Origin of the sequence: Streptomyces sp. NPDC058001 (assembly GCF_042886315.1) — a bacterium.
Taxonomy (GTDB): domain Bacteria; phylum Actinomycetota; class Actinomycetes; order Streptomycetales; family Streptomycetaceae; genus Streptomyces.
The window spans coordinates 111,353-132,736 of record NZ_JBHVQT010000003.1; the positions used below are offsets into that span (position 1 = coordinate 111,353).

The following is a 21,384-nucleotide window of genomic DNA, read 5'->3' on the forward strand; positions in this document are numbered from 1 at the left end:
CCCAGCTCAACTGGCGGGCCTACCTGAACTGACGGACCCACCTGAACTGATCACACGGAGTACGGAGTACGGATGGACAAGAGCGTGGCGAGCGCCGCCGACGCGGTGGCCGACATCGCGAGCGGGTCGTCCCTCGCGGTCGGCGGATTCGGCCTGTGCGGTGTGCCCGCGGTACTGATCGAGGCGCTGCTGACAGCGGGCGTGGACCGTCTGGAAGCGGTGTCGAACAACGCGGGCGTCGACGACTTCGGCCTCGGCCGGCTGCTGGCCAACGGCAGGATCCGCCGGATGGTGTCCTCGTACGTCGGCGAGAACAAGGAGTTCGCCCGGCAGTATCTCGCCGGGGAACTGGAGGTCGAACTGACCCCGCAGGGCACACTCGCCGAGCGGCTGCGGGCCGGCGGCTCGGGGGTGCCCGCGTTCTACACCATGACCGGCGTGGGCACCCAGGTGGCCGCGGGCGGTCTGCCCTGGCGGTACGCCGCCGACGGATCGGTGGCACTCGCCTCGCCCGCGAAGGAGATCCGTACCTTCACGGTCGACGGCGGGGAGCGTGAATTCGTCCTGGAGCGCGCGATCACCTGTGACTTCGGGCTGGTGCGGGCCTGGAAGGGCGACCGGCACGGCAATCTCGTGTACCGGGCCTCCGCCCGCAACTTCAACCCACTGGTCGCGATGAGTGGTCGGGTGACGATCGCCGAGGTCGAGCACCTGGTGGAGCCCGGGGAACTGGACCCGGACGAGATCCACACCCCGGGCGTGTTCGTGCGGCGGGTGGTCGCGCTGACGCCGGAGCAGGCGGCGGACAAGCGGATCGAGAAGCGCACCGTGAGCCCGCCCGCATCCCGCGAGGCCCAGCGCACACCCCGCGACCCAAGGAGCGGGCATGGCCTGGACGCGTGACGAGATGGCGGCCCGGGTGGCCCGCGAACTGACGGACGGGTCATATGTGAACCTCGGCATCGGGCTGCCCACGCTGGTGCCGAACCATGTGCCCGACGGCGTCGAGCTGGTGTTGCAGTCCGAGAACGGCATCCTCGGGGTGGGGGCCTACCCGACCGAGGACGAGGTGGACCCGGATCTGATCAACGCGGGCAAGGAGACCGTCACGTTGCGGCGCGGGGCGTCGTACTTCGACTCCGCGACCAGCTTCGGGATGATTCGCGGCGGAAAGATCGACACCGCCGTCCTCGGTGCGATGCAGGTGTCCAGAACGGGCGACATCGCCAACTGGATGATCCCCGGGAAGATGGTCAAGGGCATGGGCGGCGCGATGGACCTGGTCCACGGTGCCCGGCGGGTGATCGTCCTCATGGAGCACACGGCCAGGGACGGCTCGTACAAGATCGTCGACGAGTGTTCACTGCCGTACACCGGCAAGGGTGTGGTCCAGCGGATCATCACCGACCTCGCCGTCATCGACGTCACCCCCGAGGGGCTGAGGCTCATGGAGCTGGCACCCGGTGTCGCCGAGGACGAGGTCCGGGCGAAGACCGAGCCGCACCTGCTGTGAACGGCGGTGGTCCCGGGATTCCGGTGGCGTACCGGCCTTGAGGTCGGGCTCATCACGGTGCATGCTCATCTCCACCGGTTTGTCGGTCCGTACCTCCGGTCCGTCGGTCCGCCGTCGGCGCAGGTGCCGGGAGTGGCGGGCACCCGCACCGGGGCCGTCACGGTGGCCCCGCGATCCCGGAAACCGGAGACCTCCCACCCGTTGACGATTCTTCGCCACGCACCTTAACTTCAACCTAACGACCGTTTGATATTGGTGACAGGGACTCTCAATGAGGCGGCGGAACATGGACAACAGAGCAAGCGCACCCGACGTGGACGCGGTCGTCATCGGCGCCGGCTTCTCGGGCCTCTACGCGACCAAACGCCTGCGGGACATCGGCCTCGACGTGCGATCGTTCGACGACGGGCACGACGTCGGCGGGGTGTGGCAGTGGAACGCCTATCCGGGCGCCCTCACGGACTCCCTGCACGAGGCGTACCAGTTCTCCTTCGACGAGGAGCTGGCCCGCGAGTGGTCGTTCAGCCACATCCACCCCGACCGCAACGAGGTGCTGAGCTACCTCCGGCTGGTGGCCGAGCGCTACGACCTCCGTAAGCACTACACGCTCAGTACCCGGGTCGAGTCCGCCGTCTTCGACGAGAGCGCGAACCGGTGGACGTTCACCACGGACGCGGGGGAGACCCTCACGGCGACGTACTTCGTCACCGGACTCGGCCTGGTGTCCGCGCCGATCTTCCCCGATGTGCCGGGCATCGACTCCTTCCGGGGCGAGATCCACCACACCTCGCGCTGGCCCCAGGACAAGGCCGTCGACTTCGCGGGCAAGCGCGTCGCCGTCATCGGCACCGGATCCAGCGGCGTACAGATCATCCCGGTCATCGCCGAGCAGGCCGCCGAACTCGCGGTCTTCCAGCGCACCCCGAACTGGGTCGCCCCGACGGGCAACCGTCCGGTCACCGAGGACGAGAAGAACTGGATCGCGGACAACCAGGACCTGGTCTGGGGGCGCGTCCGACAGCACCCGGCGGGCTGGCCCTGGGAGATGGTCGCCCGTTCCGCCCTGGACACACCGGAGGCCGAGCGCGAGCAGATCTTCACCGACGCCTGGGCCACCGGTGGCTTCTCGATGCTGTACGAGACCTTCGGCGACCTGTCCACCGACAAGTCCGCCAACGACCTGGTCTGCGCGTGGATGGCGAAGAAGATCCGCTCGACCGTGCACGACCCGGCGGTCGCCGAGAAGCTCATCCCCCACCATCCGTACGGGGCGAAGCGGCCCCCCGCGTCGGACGGCTACCACCAGGCGTTCAACAAGCCCACGGTCCGGCTCGTGGACCTCACCGACACACCGATCGTCGCCCTCACACCCGACGGCATCCGCACCGCCGACGGTGAGCAGCCCTTCGACGTGATCGTGGTCGCCACCGGCTTCGACGCCATCACCGGTGCCTTCACCCGGATGGACATCCGAGGGGTCGGCGGGGCGTCGCTCAACGACGCGTGGATCGCGGGACCGCAGACCTACCTCGGCCTCGCCGTGAACGGCTTCCCCAACATGTTCATGGTCGCCGGACCGCAGAGCCCCTTCGCCAACCTGCCGCCGGGGGCGCAGGAGCAGGGCAACTGGATCGCCGACCTCATCACGCACATGCGGGAGAACGGCGTCGCGCTCGCCCAGCCGACGAGGGAGTCCGAGATCGAGTGGACCAAGCACCTCAACGAAGTCGCCGAGAGCCTGGTCACCCGCTACGGCCTGGAGGCGAACTCGTGGTTCGCCGGCGCCAACATCGAGGGCAAGGCACGCGCCTTCAACGTCTACTTCGGCGGTGCGAACGTCCATGCCGACCTCTGTGACACCGAGGCGGCAGCGGGCTACCCGCACTTCGAGTTCACCGGGTCCGCGGCGGACCCGGCCTGACCGGACGTGAGGGTGCCGGCGGGGGGACGACCTCGCCACGGCGGATCCCGCCGTGGCGAGGTCGTGGCATGTCCGAAGTGCCGGACCGGCACACGGGCAAACGCACGGTAGGCAACATTTCAACCGGACGGTCGGGCGGAGGGCTGTAGGATCCGGTGCAGTCGAACATCGAGCGGGAGGTCGCCCCCACATGTCGCCCAGGACGCCCAAGGCCGGTCAGGGAAGCGCCACCGGCGCCAAGCGCGGCCGGCCGAGCGCGCCCAGGAACCTGGAGCCGCTCGGCGGGCGCCGGTCACGGGACCAGGAGGTGGTCGAGACCGCCGTCCGGCTCTTCTCCGAGAACGGTTACGCCGCGACCTCCGTCCGGGACATCGCGGACGCGCTCGGCATGCTCAAGGGCAGTCTCTACTACTACATCGACACCAAGGAGACCCTGCTCCGCAAGATCTTCGAGACCTCCCACGAGCAGGTCCAGGAGATCGCCGAGCGGCACCGGACCGGGGACGCGCCGCCGGTGGAGCGCCTGCACGCGTTCCTTGAGGAGTACGCCCTCTGGTATCTCACGCACCTCCAGCGGGCGATTCTGTTCGCCCGGGAGTGGCGGCACGCCAGCGACGACCTCCGGGAGACGATGGCCGCCCAGCGGCGCTACTACGACGACGTGGTCGAGGAGATGATCCAGGCCATCGGCGACGCCGGGGAACTCGACCCCGAGCTGGACACCAAGCTCGCGACCTACTTCGTGATGTCCGCGGTCTCCTCGCTGCCCGACTGGTACAAGCCCAAGGGCAGGCAGAGCCCCCAGGCCGTCGCCAAGCGGTACGCCGACATGGCCATCAAGATGTTCGTGGCGGGCTGACGGCGCCTCACGCCCCGGGACGCACACCCTCCGTCGCGCCCACCCTCAACCCTCCGTAAACGCCGTTCTATCGCCCTCCGTATCGCCCTCCGTGCCGCGCAGCAGCAGGCTCTGCTGGGCGACCGACGCCACGAGCCGCCCCGTGCTGTCGTGGAAGCGTCCGGTCGACAGCGCCAAGCCGTCCCCGTAGGCCGGGCTGGTGAGTTCGTAGAGCAGCCAGCCGTCGAGGTCGACGGGCGCGTGGAACCACATCGCGTGGTCCAGCGATGCCGCCCTCCTGGTCCCCGGCGCGTGCTCGTGCTCCAGATCCGCCACGCGCGTCAGACACAGGTCCGACACCCACGCGAGTGCCGCCGCCGAACGGATCCCGGCCTCGACCGGCACCCGGGCGCGCACCCAGTACGCCACCACCGGACGGCCGTCGTCGCCGCGCCGGACCGTACCTCCCGCGCCCGCGTCGCGGAGGTCGAAGCCGGCCCGGGTCGGGGCGTCCGGCGCGGGGATCGGCCCGCCGCTTGCCGGAGGTGACGCGGCGGGTGAGCGTGGAGGGGTGACCAAGCAAGCGGCGTGCGCCCGCGAGGCCGCCGGGACATGAAACGACACCGTGGCCGTCGTGACCGCCCGGCCGCGCTGCTCCGCCACCACCCGGACCGTGGTGAAGCTGCGTGAGGCGCGCAGTGTGACGGCCCGCAGGTGGGCGGGCCCGTCGGTGCGCCCGGGACGCAGGAAGCTCGCATGCACCGAGTGCACCGAGGCGCCCGGTGCGGCAAGGCGGTCCGCCGCCGTCATCATCAGCGCCAGAGTGCCGCCGCCGAAGGCCCGCGCGCCGTTCCCGGCCGGAAGAGACACGTCCTCGGCCCACTCGTCCTCGGCCCACTCGATGGTCTCGCTCAAAGGGTCACCGTCCTTGCTCGACGTGGTGGTGCACGTGGTTGACGTGTGTCATGCAACGACCCTATCGTTCTGCCAAACGGACGGTAGAAATTCTTCGACGGGAGGGGCCAGGCGATGGGGCCGTACACCAGCTTCACCTCGGTGCCCGAACTGATCCACCACCAGGGTCAGCGGCATCCGGACCGCGTGGCCGCGCGGTTCGAGGGCGAGGCATGCACGTACGGCGAACTCGACAGCCGGGCCGCGGCCGTACAGACCTGGCTGCTGGCGAAAGGCGTGCGACCGGGCGACCGGGTCGCGCTGCTGATGCGCAACTCGCTGGATTTCCTCCACGCCTGGCTCGGCATCGCCCGCGCCGGAGCGGTGGGCGTCCCCTTGAACACCTCATCGGTCGGTGAGGCGCTGACGCATCCGCTCACCCACTCGGCGGCCGTCGGCCTCATCGCCGACGACGAACTGCTCGCCGCGGCCCGGTCCACCACGGGCATGCCGGACGGCCAGTGGCACACGACGACGAGCACATTGCCGGAGATCCTCGCCACGCACGAACCCGCCGCGGAGCCCGCGGCGCTCACCGGGCACGACCCGATGAACATCATCTACACCTCCGGAACCACGGGCCTGCCGAAGGGTGTCGTCCTCAGCCACACCAGCTACCTCAACACCGGTGGCTACTTCGCCCACCACCTGGGGCTGCGTGAGGACGACATCCTGCACACCTGCCTGCCCCTGTTCCACTGCAACGCCCAACAGACCACCGTCATGGCGGCGTTCACGCTCGGCGCCGAGGTCGCCCTGAACGGCAAGTTCTCCCTCAGCCGCTTCCCGCGCTGGCTCGCCGAGAGCGGTGCCACCGTCACCAATCTCCTCGGCTCGATGCTGGCCCTCCTCGCCAAGACCGAACCGCTGCCGTCCGACGCGGCGACACCCCTGCGCTACATCGTCGCCGCACCGGTGCCCGAGGACCTGCACGGGTCGTTGGAGGAGCGGTACGGGGTCCGTGTGGTCGAGGGGTACGGCCTCACCGAGACCGGGACGATGGCGTGCATGAACCCGCCGGACGACCGCCGTCCCGGCACCTTCGGACTCCCCCTGGAACACACCGAACTGAAGATCATGGACGCCGACGGTCAGGAACTGGGCGCCGAACAGCCCGGTGAGTTGTGGGTACGCAGCCGTGTCCCGGACGCCTTCATGACCGCGTACTTCCGTGAGCCGGAGAAGACCGCAGAGGCGCTGGCCGGCGGCTGGTTCCACACCGGCGACGTCTGCCGCCGGCGTGCCGACGGCTACTACGTCTTCATGGACCGGCTCAAGGACACCATCCGGCGCCGCGGCGAGAACATCAGCTCCTTCCTGGTCGAGAAGGCCCTCCTTGAACACCCGGACATCCTGGAGGTCGCGGCCATCGGCGTGCCCTCCGAGCTGAGCGAGGAAGACGTCCTCGTCGTGGTGGTGCCCCGGCCCGGCTCGGACCTCACCACCGACGACGTCTTCGCCTTCGGAGACAAGGCGCTCGGCGACTTCATGCGCCCCCAGTACGTCGAGCTGCGCGGCGATCTGCCCCGGACGGAGACCGGCCGGGTGTCCAAGTACGCCCTGCGCCAGGAGTCCCACACCGGGGCCCGGCGGAGCGGGGCACGCCCGTGATACCCGCCTACGACGAACTTCCCCGGCACCCCGCGCTCGGACTGCCGTACGCGTGGGACGTCCTCGACCGCGACCTCGGCAGCCTGTCCCACCTCGACGACACCACCCGGCTCGCCGCCGTGGCCGAGGCGCGCACCGGCGAGTCGATCGCCCTGAACCTCCCGCTCGACCTGCTCGACCCACCCCTGTTCGGCCGGGCCCGGATGAAGCACCGGGTGGTGGCCGAGGGCCGCAACACGTTCGAGGACGTCCTTGACGCGTTCAACCCGCAGGCCGGTTCGCAGTGGGACGGTCTACGGCACGTACGGGCCCGCGAGTACGGCTACTTCGGCGGCGTCACCGACCTCGACGCCGACCCGGACGCGCTCGGCATCCAGCACTGGGCCCGCCACGGCATCGTCGGACGGGGCGTGCTGCTGGACGTCGCCCGCTGGGCGCGGTCCGCAGGGCGTCCGCTCGACCCGTTCGCCGGCACCGAGATCACCGCGGCAGAACTGCGCGCCTGCGCCACGGCCCAGGGGGTCGCGTTCCGGACCGGCGACATCGCCTGCGTACGCACCGGATGGGTGACCGGATACCGGGCGCTCTCCCGCGAGGACCGCGCGGACGCCCGGCTGAGCGCGGTGTTCTCCGGGCTCCGGGCCGACGAGGACACCGCGCGCTTCGTCTGGGACGCCCGGCTCGCGGCCGTCTGCGCCGACAACCCGGCGCTGGAGAGCGCACCCGGCGACCCGGCCGTCGGCTCCCTGCACCGGCGGCTGCTCCCCATGCTCGGCACCGCCGTGGCCGAACTCCTCGACCTGGACCGGCTGGCCGCGCGCTGCGCGGAGCTGGGGCGCTGGACCTTCCTCTTCGCGGCCGTGCCCCTCCCGCTGACCCGTGGTGTCAGCTCCCCTTCGAACGCATTGGCGGTGCTGTGACAGTGACCCCGCTGGACCACGGCGTACTCGGCCCGGAGCTTGCCTCCACGCCGTACGACCATCCCTTCCGCGCCGAGCTGCGAGCCTGGCTGAGGGAGCACCCGCCCGCCAGTGAACCGCTCGACCAGGGCGAGAAGTTCGCGTGCCGGCGGTCGTGGCACCGGCAACTGGCCGAGGCGGGCCGAGTCGGTCTGCACTGGCCGGTCGAGTACGGCGGCCAGGGCGCCGACCCGATGACGCAGTTCATGTATTACGAGGAGCTGGCCCTCGCGCGCGCCCCCGAGCCGGTCAACACCCCCGGCCTGATCCTCCTCGGACCCACCCTGATGGCGCACGGCTCCGACGAACTCAAGAAGCGCTTCCTGCCCGGAATTCTCTCCGGTGACGAGATGTGGTGCCAGGGCTTCTCGGAGCCGAACTCCGGTTCCGACCTGGCGTCCCTGCGTACCCGCGCGGAGATGTCCGGGGACGAGTGGGTCGTCAACGGCCAGAAGACCTGGACGACCTTCGGACAGTACGCCGACTACTGCTTCGTACTGTGCCGGACCGAGGCCGGGTCCGAGCGGCACCGCGGCCTCACCCTGCTGATCTGCCCGGTGCGGCAGCCGGGTGTGACCGTGCGGCCGATCCGGCAGATCAGCGGCGACGAGGAGTTCTGCGAAGTCTTCTTCGAGGACGCCAGGGTCCCGGGCGCCTGGGTCGTCGGCGAGGTCGGCCACGGATGGGAGGCGGCGATGACCCTCTTCCAGTTCGAGCGCGGCGACCAGGGCTATACCGACCATGCCCGGCTGCTCGTACGACTCGCCGACTGCGAGCGCGCCGTGGACGATGCCGAGGCGCGCGGAGCCGTGTCACCCGAGCGCGCCGCCGACGCCCGCGCCCGGCACCTGGCGCTGTGGGTCCGCTGCCAGGGGCTGCGCCGGCTCAACCACCGCGGTGCCACGCTGGCCGCCGAGGGCAAGGAACTCGGTGCGGTCGGTTCCCTGACGAACCTGGTGTGGGGCGAGTTGGAGAAGGACCTCGGCACGGCGTGCGCCGAGGCGTCCGGGGCGGAGAGCCTGCTCGTGGGCCGCCGCGACACCCACGCCCGGCTCGCCACCCGCGCGGCGTCCATCTACTCCGGCACCAGCGAGATCCAGCGCAACATCATCGCCGAGCGTCTGCTGGGCCTTCCACGGTGAGCGCCGTGACCACACGAACCGAGCCGGAAGGGCACGCCGGATGATCACCGAACCCCTCACCTCGCCGGACCATGTCGAGATCCGGGACATCGTGCGGGACTTCGTCGACAAGAACTTCACCTCCGAACGCGTCCGGGCGGCAGCCGCCTCCGCGGACGGCTACGGCGAGGCGACCTGGAAGCTGATGGCCGACCTCGGCTGGACCGCCTTCGGCTTCGACGAGGCCGCCGGCGGACTCGGACTCGGCGCCCCCGTGCAGTGTTTGGTCCACCGCGAGCTGGGCGCACGTCTCGCGCCCTCGCCGTACCTGGCGAGCGTCGCCTTCGCCGGCACGGCCCTCAGCCTGCTCGCGGACCGGGACGCCGGCCTGCCGATCCTCACGACCATCGGCGACGGCACGACACAGGCCGCCCTCGTTCTCGGCCATGGTCGCGGCTGGCCGGGCGCGGGCCGGTCCTCGGTCACGGCGCGCCAGGAGGACGGCTGTTGGGTGCTCGACGGCGGTGCCGACCTGGTGCTCGACGCCGCGCGCGCGGATCTGCTGCTGGTCGTGGCCCCGCTCGACGCGTCGTCATGGGGCCTGTTCCGGCTGGGCACGGACGCGCCGGGCGTGATCCGCCGTCCCGTTCCCACGGTTGACGGGACGCGGTCCTTCGGTGCCGTCCGGCTCGAATCGGCGCAGGCGGTCGCCCTGCACGCGGAGCCGCTGTCCACTGAGCGCGTCGGCCACCTCGTGGACCGGATGGCCGTCTACCTCGCGGCCGAGATGACCGGTGCCGCCGTGTCGTGCATGCGCCAGACCCTGGACTACCTGCGCACACGGCAGCAGTTCGGCAGACCCATCGGCTCGTTCCAGGCGCTCAAGCACCGCTGCGCGGACCTGGCCGTATCCCTCACCATCGTCCAGGAACTGCTCTTCGCCGCCGCCGGAATGATCGAAGCGGGACACACGGGTGCCCTCCGCGTCGAGGCGCCGCTGCTCCTGGCCCAGGCCGGCGAGGTCTTCAAGCGCACCACCGAGGAGGCCATCCAGCTCCACGGCGGTGTCGGCTTCACCGACGAGCTGGACATCGGTCTCTACTACAAACGGGCCCTGGTCGACAACGAGTTGCTGGCCGCACCCGCCGATGCCTACGCCCGGCTGGACGCCATGCGAGAGCGGTCGGGTGCGACGGGAAAGCAGCGGGACGCCACGCGAGAGCGGCTGGGCGCATGAGCGGCAAGGTCATCCACGCCGCCGACGTCACCGGCGCCGAAGGCACCGAAGGCATACGGGCCGCGCTCGTCGACGCCTTCGCACAGGTGCGGGCGGCCGTCGCCGCCGAACAGCGGATCACCCTGGTGGTCCCCGCGGACGACCTCCTCGGACACCGTGGCCCCGAGCGCGGCGCCTACGTCGGCGCCCTGGTCGGCATCGCCCGCGCCGTCGCCTTCGAAGGTGCCCGCGCCGGACGCCGGATCAATGTGCTGGCCGTGCCGAGCGGCACCGAACTGTCCGACGCCGAGGTGGACGGATACATCGCGGACGGACTGTCCGGGCAGGTCGTCACCGTCGGCACCGCCCTCATCGGAAAGGTGGCGCCATGAGTGACCGAGTCGCCGTTCTCACCGGAGGGGCCCGGGGGCTGGGGCTGGCCATCGCCCGGCTGCTCGCCGCACGCGGCCACCGGCTGCTCCTCGTCGACAGGGACCCGGGCGTGACCGGGACCGCGGCCGGGCTCGCGGAATCCGGCCACGAGGTCACCGCCCTGGTCGCGGACCTCACCCGCGCCGACGACATCGCCCGGGTGCGCGACCACGCCGCCCGGTCCTTCGGCGCGGTCGATGTCCTGGTCAACAACGCCGGCATCACCCGCGACGCCCGTCTCGCGAAGATGTCCACCGACGACTTCGCGGCCGTACTCGACGTCAACCTGCTTGCCCCGATGCGACTCACCGAGGCCCTGGGACCGCTGTTCCGGGACGGCGCCGCAGTCGTGAACGTCAGCTCACGGGCGGCCCTGGGCAACTTCGGCCAGACGAACTACGTCGCCTCCAAGTCCGGTCTGATCGGCTTCACCCGTGGCCTCGCCCTGGCGTGGGCCCCGAAGGTACGGGTCAACGCGGTGGCGCCCGGACTGGTCGACTCGGCGATGAGCCGGGCCATGCCCGAGGACGTCCTGTCGGGTCTGGTCGACCGGATCCCGGCCGGCCGGATCGGCGAACCGGACGACATCGCCCGCGCCGTCGCCTTCCTGGCATCCGACGACGCCTCGTACGTCACCGGCCAGGTGCTCTTCGTCTGCGGCGGACGCAGTGTCGCGCCCTGACGGTCCGACCGCCGGGGGTTCCACCGACGCGGGCTCCACCGCCGTCGGCTCCTCCGTCGCGACGACCGTCGGGTACGTCGCCCGGCGCCACCCCGACCGCATCGCGGTCGTCGACGCCGACGGCCGCCGGACGGCCTACCGCGACCTGGTCACCCACGCGTCACGGGCGGCGCACGCCCTGACCGCGCTCGGTGTGCGGCGCGGTGACCGTGTCGCCGCCTGGATGGCCGACGGATCCGCGTATGTCGAGCTGTATCTGGCGTGCGCCACGGCCGGGTTCGTCGTCGTGCCGCTCAACACCCGCTGCACCGTGCACGAGGTGCGGGCACTGATCGCGGACGCCGAGCCGAGGGCGCTCGTATGGAGCGCGGACAAGGACGGGGCCGTCGAGGCACTGAGGGACGAGGGCGTCCTGACCGGCATGGCGTCGGTACGGCAAACGCGGCAAACGCGGCGGCCCGGGGACGGGACGAAGGCACTCGACGCGCACGACTGGTCCGCGCTCGTGGCGAGCGGGTCCTCGGTGCACCACCCCGTGACCACGCCCGACGACCTGCTGGTCATCGGCTACACCAGCGGCACGACCGGGCGCCCCAAAGGCGCGTTGCTCACCCACCGGTCCGTGTCGGCGGTCGTCCGGCAGCACGCGGCGGCCTACCGTCTGCCCCCGCACAGCACCATCGTCATGACCGGCTCCATGTCGTTCGTCTCGGTCGTACCGGCCCATGTGCTCACCCATCTCGCCCTGGCGGGGACGATCGTCTTCCCGGGGCACTGGGACGTGTCCGTTCTGCTCGACCAAGTGGAGCGCCACCGCGCGGACTTCACGTATCTGCCCAGCCCGGTGCTGACGGAGTTCGCCCGAGTGGCGGCCCGGCACCCGACCCGCTGGCGGAGCCTGGCGGCCGTACTGCACTCCGCGTCGAAGGTCCCGGCGGCGGCCCTGGCCGAGTTGGCCGACGTGGTCGGTTCCCGGCTGGTGGAGGGGTGGGGCATGACGGAGAACTCCGGCGGCCTCATGACCGCCACGTCGGCCGCCGACATCGAGGGCCGCCGCGCCCACCCCGCTGTGCTGGAGACGGTGGGCCGCCCCCTGCCCGGCTACGAAGTCCGGGTCGCCGACGGTGAGTTGCTGCTGCGTGGTCCGGCCGTCGTGACCGGCTACTGGCGACGTCCCGAGGCCACCCGTGCCGCCTTCGAAGGCGGCTGGTTCGCCACCGGCGACCTCGGCACCGTTGATGAGCGCGGCTATGTGACAGTGCTCGAACGCCGTACCGATCTGATCCTCTCCGGCGGCATGAACGTCTACCCGGCCGAGGTCGAGGCGGTGATCGCCACCGTGCCGGGAGTGGCCGCCTGCGCGGTCGTCGGCGTACCGCATCCACGCTGGGGCCAGACCGTCGTCGCGATGGTGGTGCCACGCGACGGGACCGCCCTCGATCCGGCCGACATCTCGGCGCGCTGCCGGGAGCGGCTGGCGGGCTACAAGAAGCCCACCGAGATCCTGCTGGCCGCGCACCTGCCGACCACCGTCGCGCAGAAGGTCTCGCGGGCCGCCGTGCGTGAGGTCGCCCGCGAGCGTCTCCGGGCGCGGGCACACGACACCTGATCACACCGCACCTGGCCACACCGCACCTGGCCATACCGCACCAGACCACACGGCACCAGACCACACGAAACCCGAAGACGCGGGCCCGACCACGTGAGCCCGTCACCCTGAGCCCACCTCCCAAGCCTGACCACCCCAGACCTCCCGAAAGGATCGACGCACGACCTTGCTCATCTACCAAACGTAAGGTTGAATTCACACATGGAACGAACCCCTGACCGGCGGGTCGCGGTGGTGAACAGTGCCCAGACGGTGCTCTCGCCGTCCTGGTCCGACCGCCAGCACATCGACCTGATCTCGGAGGCCGTCACACGGGCCCTCAAGGGCACCGGGCTGCGCATCGACGACGTGGACTTCGTCATCGACTCCGGCAGCGACTTCCTCGACGGCCGATCCATCTCCAACTGCGGATTCCTCGGTGCCATGGGCGCCCACCACAAGGAGGAGTCCCGCGTCGAGGAGGACGGCCTCTGGGCCCTCACCTACGCCGTGGACAAGATCGCGGGCGGCAGCGCATCGGTCGGCCTCGTGGTGGCGTACTCGAAGCCGTCGGAGAGCGATGTCCGCGCCTACTGGACCGGCCTGCTCGAACCCTTCCTCCAGCGCCCCGTCGGCCTCGACCACGAGTCCGCGGCCGGGCTGTACGCCCAGCGCTACCTCGCCGCCGCCGGCCTGAAGGCGGACCAGCTCCGCGCCGTGTCCACCCGGGCGTGGGAAGCCGCGGTGGCCAACCCGTTCGTCGCCGCGGACACCGTGCCGCAGGACGACGGTTTCTGGAACGACGACGTCGCCTCGCCCCTGCGCGCAGCGGACCTGGCCCGTCCGGTCGACGGCGCCGTGGCCGTGCTCGTCGCGAACGCCGAGGTCGCCGACCGGGTGTCCGCCCGGCCGGTATGGATCACCGGCTCGGGTTCGGCGATCGATCAGCACTTCCTCGGCGCGCGGGCCGCCGACACCCTCCCGGCGTGCGCGCACGCCGCCCGCGCCGCCCTGCGCACGGCGGGGATCGACAGTGCCCGCTCGTTCGACATCGCCGAGGTCTCCGCGACCTCCACCGTGGGCGAACTCATGGTCCTTGAGGCGCTGGGCCTCGCCGACACCTACCACGGGCTCGACGCGTACGGCGCCGACGGGCCCCGCGTCAACCCGTCGGGGGGCGCGCTGCCCGCCGACGTGATCATGGCCACCGGCCTGGTCCGCCTGCACGAGGCCGCGTCCCGGCTCGCGGGCCGGACCGGCTACGAGACGGAAGGCGCGAGAACCGCGCTGGTGCACGGCACCGGAGGCTTCGCCATGCAGAACCACTGCGTCGTGACGCTGGGGGTGCGGTCATGAGCATCGCCGTCGTCGGCACCGGACAGACCGTGCACGCCCGACGTCGTACCGACGTCAGTCAGGCGGGCCTCGCGCGCGAGGCCGTCATCGAGGCCCTCGGCGACGCCGGGCTCACCATGGACGACATCGACAGCGTCGTCGTGGCCAGCGGACCCGCGATGTTCGGCGCGGTCAATCAGCCGGAGAAGTGGCTGGTGGACGCCCTGGGCGCCCGCTTCAAGCCGCTGGTACGGGTCACCAGCGGCGGCGGCACCGGCCTGGCCGGAGCACTCGCCGCGATGAACCAGATCAAGGGCGGCTCGGCCCGCCGGGTGCTCGTCGTCGCCTACGACAAGCTCTCCGAAGGCGCCCTCCAGGCGTCCATCTCGACGCTGTACGACCCCTTCTGGGGCCGCGAGTTCGCCGTCGGGATCATGGGCTTCTCCGCCTCCTACTGGCACGCCCGCATCGCCCGCCTCGGACACACCGAGGAGGCCGCCGCACGGGTCGCCGTCAAGAACCGCAAGCACGCGATGGCCAACCCCAAGGCACATGTGAAGCGGGAGGTCACCGTGGACGAGGTCCTGGCGTCCCGGCCGCTGTGCTGGCCGATCAAGGTGCTCGACGTGCCCCCGATCTCCGACGGCGCCTGCGCGGTGATCCTCGCCGCCGACGACGACGCCCTCGCGATCACGGACCGGCCCGCCTGGATCCACGGCATGGCGTACTACTCGGAGGCCGACAACGGCGCCGACCGGTCCATGCTCCAGTCCGAACCGCTCCAGATCGCCGCCGCGAAGGTGTACCGGCAGGCCGGTATCACCAACCCGTTCCGGCAGTTCGACGTCGCCGAGTTGCAGGAGCCGTACACCTGCTTCGAACTCAGCTACTACGAGGGGCTCGGTCTCTGTCCCGAGGGCGGCGCGGCGGAGCTGGTCACCTCCGGTGAGACGGCCATGGGCGGTGCCCTGCCGGTCAACCCCTCCGGCGGCTGCATGGGCGCCAACCCGATCGGCGCCACCGCGCTGATCCGGCTCGCCGAGGCCGCGATGCAGGTCACGGGAAAGGCCGGAGACCATCAGGTCCCCGGCGCCGGCACGGCGCTCGTACAGGCGGGCGGCGGATGGGCCAACCTGCGCGGTGTCGCGGTGGTCGGCGCCGAGAAGCGATGAGGTGAGGACGATGTCAACCACGCACAAGGCCACGCGGTCCACCAACGACACGGCCGAGACGGTCGGGACGATGGACTGGATGGCGGCGCAGATCACCATGCCGTACACGCTCACGCCCGGCCGGGCCACCGGCATCTTCCTGGCGGAACTGGCAGGGCGTCGCCTGATCGGCTCCCGCCACGGCGACGAGATCATCGTGCCCGCCCAGGACTACAGCGGCAGCACCGGCGAACCGGCCTCCGACTTCGTCGAGGTCCCACCCGTCGGCACGATCCAGGCGTTCACCACCACCGCCGACGGCACCATCGCCCTGGTACTGGTGGACGGCTCCACCGTTCCCTTCACCCACCGGCTGCTGGGTTTCGAGCCGGGGGTCATGGTGGTCGGCTCCCGGGTCGAGGCGGTCTGGGCCGACGAGCCCACCGGCGGCATGCTCGACCTGGCCGGGTTCGGCCCCCTCGGCGCCGCCGAGTCCTTCGAGCCCCGCCCGGACCCCGCCGAACTGGCCGCGCCGTCCGAGCGGATCGACTACACGATGACGCTGGACTACCGGCACGCGTACGGCCCGTACTACGGCACGCTCTTCGACGGGATCAAGGACGGCCGCCGTATCCGGGGGGTCCGGTGCTCGGAGTGCCGGCGGCTGCTCCTGCCGCCCCGGGCCCACTGCGACGTCTGCTTCGCGCCGACCGCCGAATGGGTCGACGTGGAGGCGACCGGCACGGTCCAGGCCAGCTCGGTCGTGCACATCGAGTTCATCGGCCAGCGGCTGAAGCCGCCCTACGTGTACGCCGAGATCGTGCTCGACGGGACCTCCACCCGGCTGATCCACATGGTCGGCGGTGTCGACGCGGAGGAGGCCAGGACGGCGGTCGCCCCGGGAGCCCGGGTGCGCGCGGTCTGGAGCGACCGGCACACCGGGAGCCTCGCCGACATCGACCACTTCGAACTCGCCCCCGAGGAGACACCGTGACCTGGTCGACCCCGGTCCTCGGGGCCGAGGTCGTGGACGGCGTGCTCGAACTGACGCTGAACCGGCCGGACGCGCTCAACGCGCTCAACCTGGACCTCAAGGACAGCCTCGCCGCCGTACTGCGCGCCATCCGGTACGACGACTCGGTCCGGGCGGTCCTTCTGACGGGCGCCGGACGGGCGTTCTGCGCCGGCGGCGACCTGTCGGAGATGGACCCCCGCCGCACTCCCGAGCAGGCCCGTGCCCGACAGCACCAGCTGCTCCACGATGTGTTCCTGCCCCTGACCCGGACTCCCAAGCCGGTGGTCGCGGCGGTGCACGGACACGCGCACGGCGCGGGCCTGAGCCTCGCCCTCGCCTGCGATCTGGTGGTGGCCTCCGAGGCGGCGCCGATGTCGTTCGGCTATGTCCTGCGCGGGCTCACCCCGGACTGCGGCATCACCTATCTCCTGCCGCGCCTGATCGGTATGGCCCGGACCAAGCAGCTCCTCTACAGCGGCCGGCGGTTCACCGGCGCCGAGGCCGCGGCGATGGGACTGGTGGCCGAGGCCGTGGCGCCCGCAGATGTGCTGTCCCGGGCCGGCGCCCTGGCCCGGCAGCTCGCCGACGGCGCCACTGTCGCTCTGGCCCTCACCAAACGCATGCTGGAACAGTCGGGTCATCTGGGGTTCGAGGACATGATCGAGGCGGAGGCGTACTCGCAGGCGGTGACGCGGGCGACCGCCGACCACGCCGAAGGGGTCCTGGCCTTCCAGGAGAAGCGCTCCCCGGTCTTCCAGGGTGCCTGACGAGACCTCCGGCGCGACCGGAGCCGAGTACGGGAGGACGAACATGACTGGCTGGTCGGGCGAGTACGCCGACATGACCGTGCCGTGGCCGACATCGCGTGACGTGCGCGTCTTCGACCTCGCGGTGGCGCTGGAACCGGGGATGCCGAAGCACCCCTACCATCCGCCGTACAGCTTCGTGCTGGCCAAGAAGCACGGCGAAGGTGTGTATCCGGGCGGGATCTCCTCGGCGATGGAGATGATCACCATGGGTGCCCACGTCGGTACCCATGTCGACGCCCTGGGACACATCGGCGTCGACGGCATGGTGCACGGTGAGCGGCCGATCCTGGAGCACCAGTCACCGACCGGCGGCCTGGAGTACGGGTCGACCGAGGAGTGCCCGCCGCTGATCGGGCGAGGGCACCTCATCGACGCCGTGAAACTCTTCGGCGGAGATCTCACACCGGCCGACGGCATCGGCGTGGCCGAACTGGAGAAGTGGTTCGCCGACCATCCCGAGCCCACCGCCGGCTCGGTCGTCCTGGTCCGCACCGGCTGGATGCGGTACTGGGGCGACAACGACCGCTACCTCGGCCTGAAGACCGGTCTGCCCGGGATGAAGCGGGAAGGCGCCGAGTGGCTGTCGGCGCGCGGGATCATCGCCACCGGCTCGGACACCGTCAACTACGAGCACAAGCCGGATGTGAGCACCCCCGCGCTCAGTGTGCACCGGCACAATCTGGTGGAACGGGGCATCTACATCCTGGAGTGCCTCGACCTGGAGACACTGGCCGCCCATGAGGCGTACGACTTCACCTTCGTCGCCCTGCCGCTGCGGATCCGCGGCGGCACGGGCTCCCCGCTGCGCCCCATCGCGATCGTGGAGAAGCCATGACCGCGCCCACCGCTGAAAAGCCCACCGCCGAAGAGCAGGACACCATGGAGCTGACCCCGGACGAGATCCGTCAGGTCCTTGAGGCGCTGGACGCCTCGACCTGGGACGAGGCCGTGATCACGGTGGGCGACGTGCGTATCGCCGTCGCCCGCAACGGCGCCGCACTCCCGGGCACCGACACCGCGCCCCCGCCGCCCACGCGGCCGACGGATACACCGGCCCCGGCAACCACCCCGGAAACCGCGCCCGCCGTCGCCCCCACGCCCGCCCCGTCGGTGCCGGCCGACCCGGCTACCGCCGCCACACCCGGCACATCCGACAGGGCACTCCTCGTCGCCGCACCGAGCGTCGGTGTGTTCTGGCGGTCCCCCGAGCCCAGCGCGCCGCCGTTCGTGGACGTGGGCCGGCGGGTCGCCAAGGGCGACACCATGGGGATCGTGGAGGTCATGAAGCTGATGAGCCACGTCTACGCACCGGCCTCGGGAACGGTGACCGGGATCCATGTGGAGAACGCCGCTTCGGTCGAGCACGGAGCGCCGCTGTTCACGCTCCAGCTCGACGAGGGCTGACACCGTGCGCCGGGTGCTCGTCGCCAACCGCGGAGAGATCGCCGTCCGCGTCGTCCGGGCCTGCTTCGACGAGGCGCTGGAGTCCGTCGTCGCGGTGTCCGAGGCCGACCGGGGCTCCCTGGCGGCCCGCATGGCCGACGACACCGTGGTCATCGGCCCCGCCGCCGCCGCGGACAGCTATCTGCGCGTCGAGCGGATCATCGCCGCCGCCCTGCACAGCGGCTGCGACGCCGTCCACCCCGGGTACGGGTTCCTCTCCGAACGCCCCGAACTGGCCGACGCCTGCGCCGAGTACGGGCTCACCTTCGTGGGACCTCCGGGCGATGTGATGCGCCGCTCCGGCGACAAGCTCCGCGCGCGTGAGGTGGCCGCGGGGCTCGGCATCCCCACCGGGGGCGGCACCGAGGGTCTGCGCACCCTTGACGAGGCGCTGGCGGCGGCCACCGCACTCGACGCCTATCCGCTGCTGATGAAGGCGTCGGCGGGCGGCGGCGGCCGTGGCATGACGATCGTGCGGGAGCCCGAGGATCTGCGCCGCGCCTTCGACCGCTCCCGTCTTGAGGCCGAGCGCGCGTTCGGCGACGGGACGCTCTACCTGGAGCGTTTCATCGAGCGCGCCCGGCACGTCGAGGTCCAGATCCTCGCGGACACCCACGGCCAGGTACGCCACCTGGGGGAGCGTGACTGCAGTGCGCAGCGCCGCTACCAGAAGCTGGTCGAGGAAGCCCCTGCGGTCGGCCTCGCCCCCGCCACGGTCGAAGGGCTACGGTCCTCGGCGGTCCGCCTGGCCGAAGAGCTGTCGTATGTGGGAGCCGGCACGGTCGAGTTCCTGGTCGACTCCGAGCGCGGCGACTTCGTCTTCCTGGAACTCAACGCGCGGGTCCAGGTCGAGCACCCGGTCACCGAGCAGGTCACCGGAGTCGACATCGTCCGCGCACAGCTACGGATCGCCGCCGGGGAGCCGATCGGCTTCCGGCAGGAGGACGTGACCCTGACCGGTCACGCGGTGGAGTGCCGTATCAACGCCGAGGATCCCGACGCTGACTTCCTGCCCTCGCCGGGCACGATCGAGACCTGGGTGCCGCCGCTGGGCACCGGCATCCGTATCGACACCTTCGTCCAGCCGGGCGCCCGTGTGCAGCCGTACTACGACTCGATGATCGCCAAGGTCATCGCCCAGGGCGCGACCCGCGCCGAGGCACTGGAGCTGATGGGCCGCGCGCTCGCGCGGCTCAAGGTGGAGGGGGTACGGACGACGACGCCGTTGCAGCACGCGCTCGTCACCGACCCCCGTTTCCGGGCCGAACCGATCCACACCCGGTGGCTGGAGGACGTGTTCCTGCCGGGCCGGAAGGAGACCGAGGCGTGACCCACATCGACTTCGTCGACCAGACGCTCCGCGACGGGCAGCAGAGCCTGTGGGGCATGCGCATGCGTGCCTACGAGGCCGCTCGGGCGCTTCCCCATATCGACAGGACCGGCTTCAAGGTCGTCGACCTGACGGGCGCGGGCATGTTCACCGTGCTCCTGCGGTCGTTCAAGGACGATCCCTGGGCCACGACGGACTTCCTGGTCCAGCACCTTCCGCACAATGTGCGGCGCTCCGGTCTGCGCACCATCAGCGTGATCGGGTTCAAGCACACACCCGACTCGATCATGGACCTCTGGGTACGCACCCTGGTCAAGCACGGCGTCACCAGCTTCTGGATCTACGACTGCCTCTACGACATGCCCGTGATGAAACGCCTCGCCGGTGTCATCCACGACGCGGGAGGTACGGCGGCGCCCGCCGTCATGTACGGACTCACCGGCGTCCACGACGACGCCTTCTTCGCCGCCCGGGTGGCGGAGATGGCCTCCTGGGAGCACATCGAGTCGGTCTACGTCGAGGACGCGGCCGGCGTGCTGAAACCGGAACGCGCCGCGACACTGCTCCCGGCGCTGAAGGCGGCGGCGGGTGACGTACCGCTGGAGCTGCACTGCCACAACACGACGGGCCTGGCCCAGCACAACTACATCGAGGGTCTGAAGGCGGGCTTCTCGATCCTGCACACCGCGTCACGCCCGATGGCCAACGGCCCGTCCCTGCCGTCCACGGAAGGCATGCTCACCGTCATCAAGGCGCTGGGCCACACGCACGCGCTGGACGAGTCGCACCTGCCGCCGGTGGCCGAGAACTTCGCGGAGATGGCGCGCGCGGGAGGCTACGAGATCGGGCAGATGGCCGAGTACGACCCCCGGATGTACGACCACCAACTCCCGGGCGGGATGACCGGCACGCTCAAGAGTCAGCTCGCGCAGCACGGCATGTCAGAACGCTTCGACGAGGTCCTCGAAGAGATCCCCAGGGTCCGTCTGGAGCTGGGTGAGCCCATCATGGCCACACCGTTCTCGCAGTTCGTCGGCATCCAGGCACTGCTCAACGTCGTCAACGGCGACCGCTACACCATGGTCCCCGACGAGGTGCTCCACTACGCGCTGGGGCACTACGGCCCGGTGCCGGGTCCCATCGACCCAGAGGTGCTCGACCGCATCATGGCGGCCCCCAAGGCCGCCGCGTACCGGACCTGGGAGCGCCCGCAGCCGACGCTGTCCGAGATCCGGTCCCGGTTCGGCAAGGGGGTGAGCGATGAGGAGTTGCTGCTGCGCTTCATGACCTCCGACGAGGAGGTCGACGCGATGATCGCCGCCGGCCCCATCCGGACCGATCCGCGGACGGCGTCGTCGGCCATCGTGTCCCACATCAAGGACCTCGTCGCCGAGTCCCGGTCGCTCACCGGTGTGTCCGTGAGCACCCCGGAGATGTCGCTGACGCTCCGGCGGAAGAGAGCCTGA

General features: G+C 70.9%; 20 protein-coding genes. 19 read left to right on the plus strand and 1 reads right to left on the minus strand.

The window, feature by feature from the left end; genetic code table 11:
* Window positions 1-72: 72 nt before the first annotated feature.
* From ACFVT5_RS07070 to ACFVT5_RS07085, 4 genes are all read left to right on the plus strand, one after another.
* Window positions 73-903 carry a CoA transferase subunit A gene (locus tag ACFVT5_RS07070; protein ID WP_389882315.1) on the plus strand — a complete coding sequence of 277 codons (831 nt, stop codon included), beginning with the start codon at window positions 73-75 and terminating at the stop codon, window positions 901-903.
* A complete protein-coding gene (locus tag ACFVT5_RS07075; RefSeq protein WP_389882317.1) occupies window positions 887-1,513 on the plus strand; it encodes a CoA transferase subunit B in 627 nt (208 codons plus the stop codon). The genes ACFVT5_RS07070 and ACFVT5_RS07075 overlap by 17 nt, the downstream gene beginning before the upstream one ends.
* Before the next feature lie 286 nt (window positions 1,514-1,799).
* Window positions 1,800-3,434, plus strand: coding sequence for a flavin-containing monooxygenase (locus tag ACFVT5_RS07080; RefSeq protein WP_389882319.1), 1,635 nt, complete (start codon window positions 1,800-1,802; stop codon window positions 3,432-3,434).
* A 190-nt stretch (window positions 3,435-3,624) separates the two neighbouring features.
* Window positions 3,625-4,293: a TetR/AcrR family transcriptional regulator gene (locus ACFVT5_RS07085; protein ID WP_389882321.1), complete on the plus strand. Its 669-nt coding sequence runs from the start codon at window positions 3,625-3,627 to the stop codon at window positions 4,291-4,293.
* A gap of 45 nt (window positions 4,294-4,338) precedes the next feature.
* On the opposite strand, the gene ACFVT5_RS07090 is transcribed toward ACFVT5_RS07085, so the two are convergent.
* A complete protein-coding gene (locus ACFVT5_RS07090) occupies window positions 4,339-5,187 on the minus strand; it encodes an acyl-CoA thioesterase (RefSeq protein WP_389882323.1) in 849 nt (282 codons plus the stop codon).
* A gap of 114 nt (window positions 5,188-5,301) precedes the next feature.
* On the opposite strand from ACFVT5_RS07090, the gene ACFVT5_RS07095 reads away from it, so the two are divergent.
* From ACFVT5_RS07095 to ACFVT5_RS07165, 15 genes are all read left to right on the plus strand, one after another.
* Complete coding sequence (locus ACFVT5_RS07095; protein WP_389882325.1) at window positions 5,302-6,837, plus strand: AMP-binding protein; 1,536 nt, start codon at window positions 5,302-5,304, stop codon at window positions 6,835-6,837.
* Complete coding sequence (locus tag ACFVT5_RS07100) at window positions 6,834-7,757, plus strand: cyclase family protein (protein ID WP_389882327.1); 924 nt, start codon at window positions 6,834-6,836, stop codon at window positions 7,755-7,757. The genes ACFVT5_RS07095 and ACFVT5_RS07100 overlap by 4 nt, the downstream gene beginning before the upstream one ends.
* Window positions 7,754-8,938, plus strand: coding sequence for an acyl-CoA dehydrogenase family protein (locus tag ACFVT5_RS07105; RefSeq protein ID WP_389882329.1), 1,185 nt, complete (start codon window positions 7,754-7,756; stop codon window positions 8,936-8,938). The genes ACFVT5_RS07100 and ACFVT5_RS07105 overlap by 4 nt, the downstream gene beginning before the upstream one ends.
* A gap of 40 nt (window positions 8,939-8,978) precedes the next feature.
* Window positions 8,979-10,154 carry an acyl-CoA dehydrogenase family protein gene (locus ACFVT5_RS07110; RefSeq protein ID WP_389882331.1) on the plus strand — a complete coding sequence of 392 codons (1,176 nt, stop codon included), beginning with the start codon at window positions 8,979-8,981 and terminating at the stop codon, window positions 10,152-10,154.
* The gene (locus ACFVT5_RS07115; RefSeq protein ID WP_389882333.1) at window positions 10,151-10,525 is read left to right on the plus strand and encodes a hypothetical protein; all 375 of its coding nucleotides are present in this window, start codon (window positions 10,151-10,153) and stop codon (window positions 10,523-10,525) included. The genes ACFVT5_RS07110 and ACFVT5_RS07115 overlap by 4 nt, the downstream gene beginning before the upstream one ends.
* Entirely contained in the window at window positions 10,522-11,247 is a 726-nt protein-coding gene (locus ACFVT5_RS07120) for an SDR family NAD(P)-dependent oxidoreductase (protein WP_389882335.1), read from the plus strand. Before ACFVT5_RS07115 ends, ACFVT5_RS07120 begins: the two co-directional genes overlap by 4 nt.
* Window positions 11,234-12,856 carry a class I adenylate-forming enzyme family protein gene (locus ACFVT5_RS07125; RefSeq protein ID WP_389882337.1) on the plus strand — a complete coding sequence of 541 codons (1,623 nt, stop codon included), beginning with the start codon at window positions 11,234-11,236 and terminating at the stop codon, window positions 12,854-12,856. Before ACFVT5_RS07120 ends, ACFVT5_RS07125 begins: the two co-directional genes overlap by 14 nt.
* A gap of 201 nt (window positions 12,857-13,057) precedes the next feature.
* Complete coding sequence (locus ACFVT5_RS07130) at window positions 13,058-14,191, plus strand: hypothetical protein (RefSeq protein WP_389882338.1); 1,134 nt, start codon at window positions 13,058-13,060, stop codon at window positions 14,189-14,191.
* A complete protein-coding gene (locus ACFVT5_RS07135) occupies window positions 14,188-15,342 on the plus strand; it encodes a thiolase domain-containing protein (RefSeq protein ID WP_389882340.1) in 1,155 nt (384 codons plus the stop codon). The genes ACFVT5_RS07130 and ACFVT5_RS07135 overlap by 4 nt, the downstream gene beginning before the upstream one ends.
* 10 nt (window positions 15,343-15,352) lie before the next feature.
* Window positions 15,353-16,315 (plus strand): OB-fold domain-containing protein, encoded by a 963-nt coding sequence (locus ACFVT5_RS07140; protein ID WP_389882342.1) that lies wholly within the window; start codon window positions 15,353-15,355, stop codon window positions 16,313-16,315.
* Window positions 16,312-17,103 (plus strand): enoyl-CoA hydratase/isomerase family protein, encoded by a 792-nt coding sequence (locus ACFVT5_RS07145; protein WP_389882344.1) that lies wholly within the window; start codon window positions 16,312-16,314, stop codon window positions 17,101-17,103. The genes ACFVT5_RS07140 and ACFVT5_RS07145 overlap by 4 nt, the downstream gene beginning before the upstream one ends.
* A gap of 43 nt (window positions 17,104-17,146) precedes the next feature.
* On the plus strand, window positions 17,147-17,980 hold the full coding sequence (locus tag ACFVT5_RS07150) for a cyclase family protein (protein ID WP_389882346.1): 834 nt from the start codon (window positions 17,147-17,149) through the stop codon (window positions 17,978-17,980).
* Window positions 17,977-18,549 (plus strand): acetyl-CoA carboxylase biotin carboxyl carrier protein, encoded by a 573-nt coding sequence (locus ACFVT5_RS07155; RefSeq protein WP_389882348.1) that lies wholly within the window; start codon window positions 17,977-17,979, stop codon window positions 18,547-18,549. Before ACFVT5_RS07150 ends, ACFVT5_RS07155 begins: the two co-directional genes overlap by 4 nt.
* 13 nt (window positions 18,550-18,562) lie before the next feature.
* Window positions 18,563-19,918 (plus strand): acetyl/propionyl/methylcrotonyl-CoA carboxylase subunit alpha, encoded by a 1,356-nt coding sequence (locus tag ACFVT5_RS07160; RefSeq protein ID WP_389882350.1) that lies wholly within the window; start codon window positions 18,563-18,565, stop codon window positions 19,916-19,918.
* Window positions 19,915-21,384, plus strand: coding sequence for a hypothetical protein (locus ACFVT5_RS07165; RefSeq protein WP_389882352.1), 1,470 nt, complete (start codon window positions 19,915-19,917; stop codon window positions 21,382-21,384). Before ACFVT5_RS07160 ends, ACFVT5_RS07165 begins: the two co-directional genes overlap by 4 nt.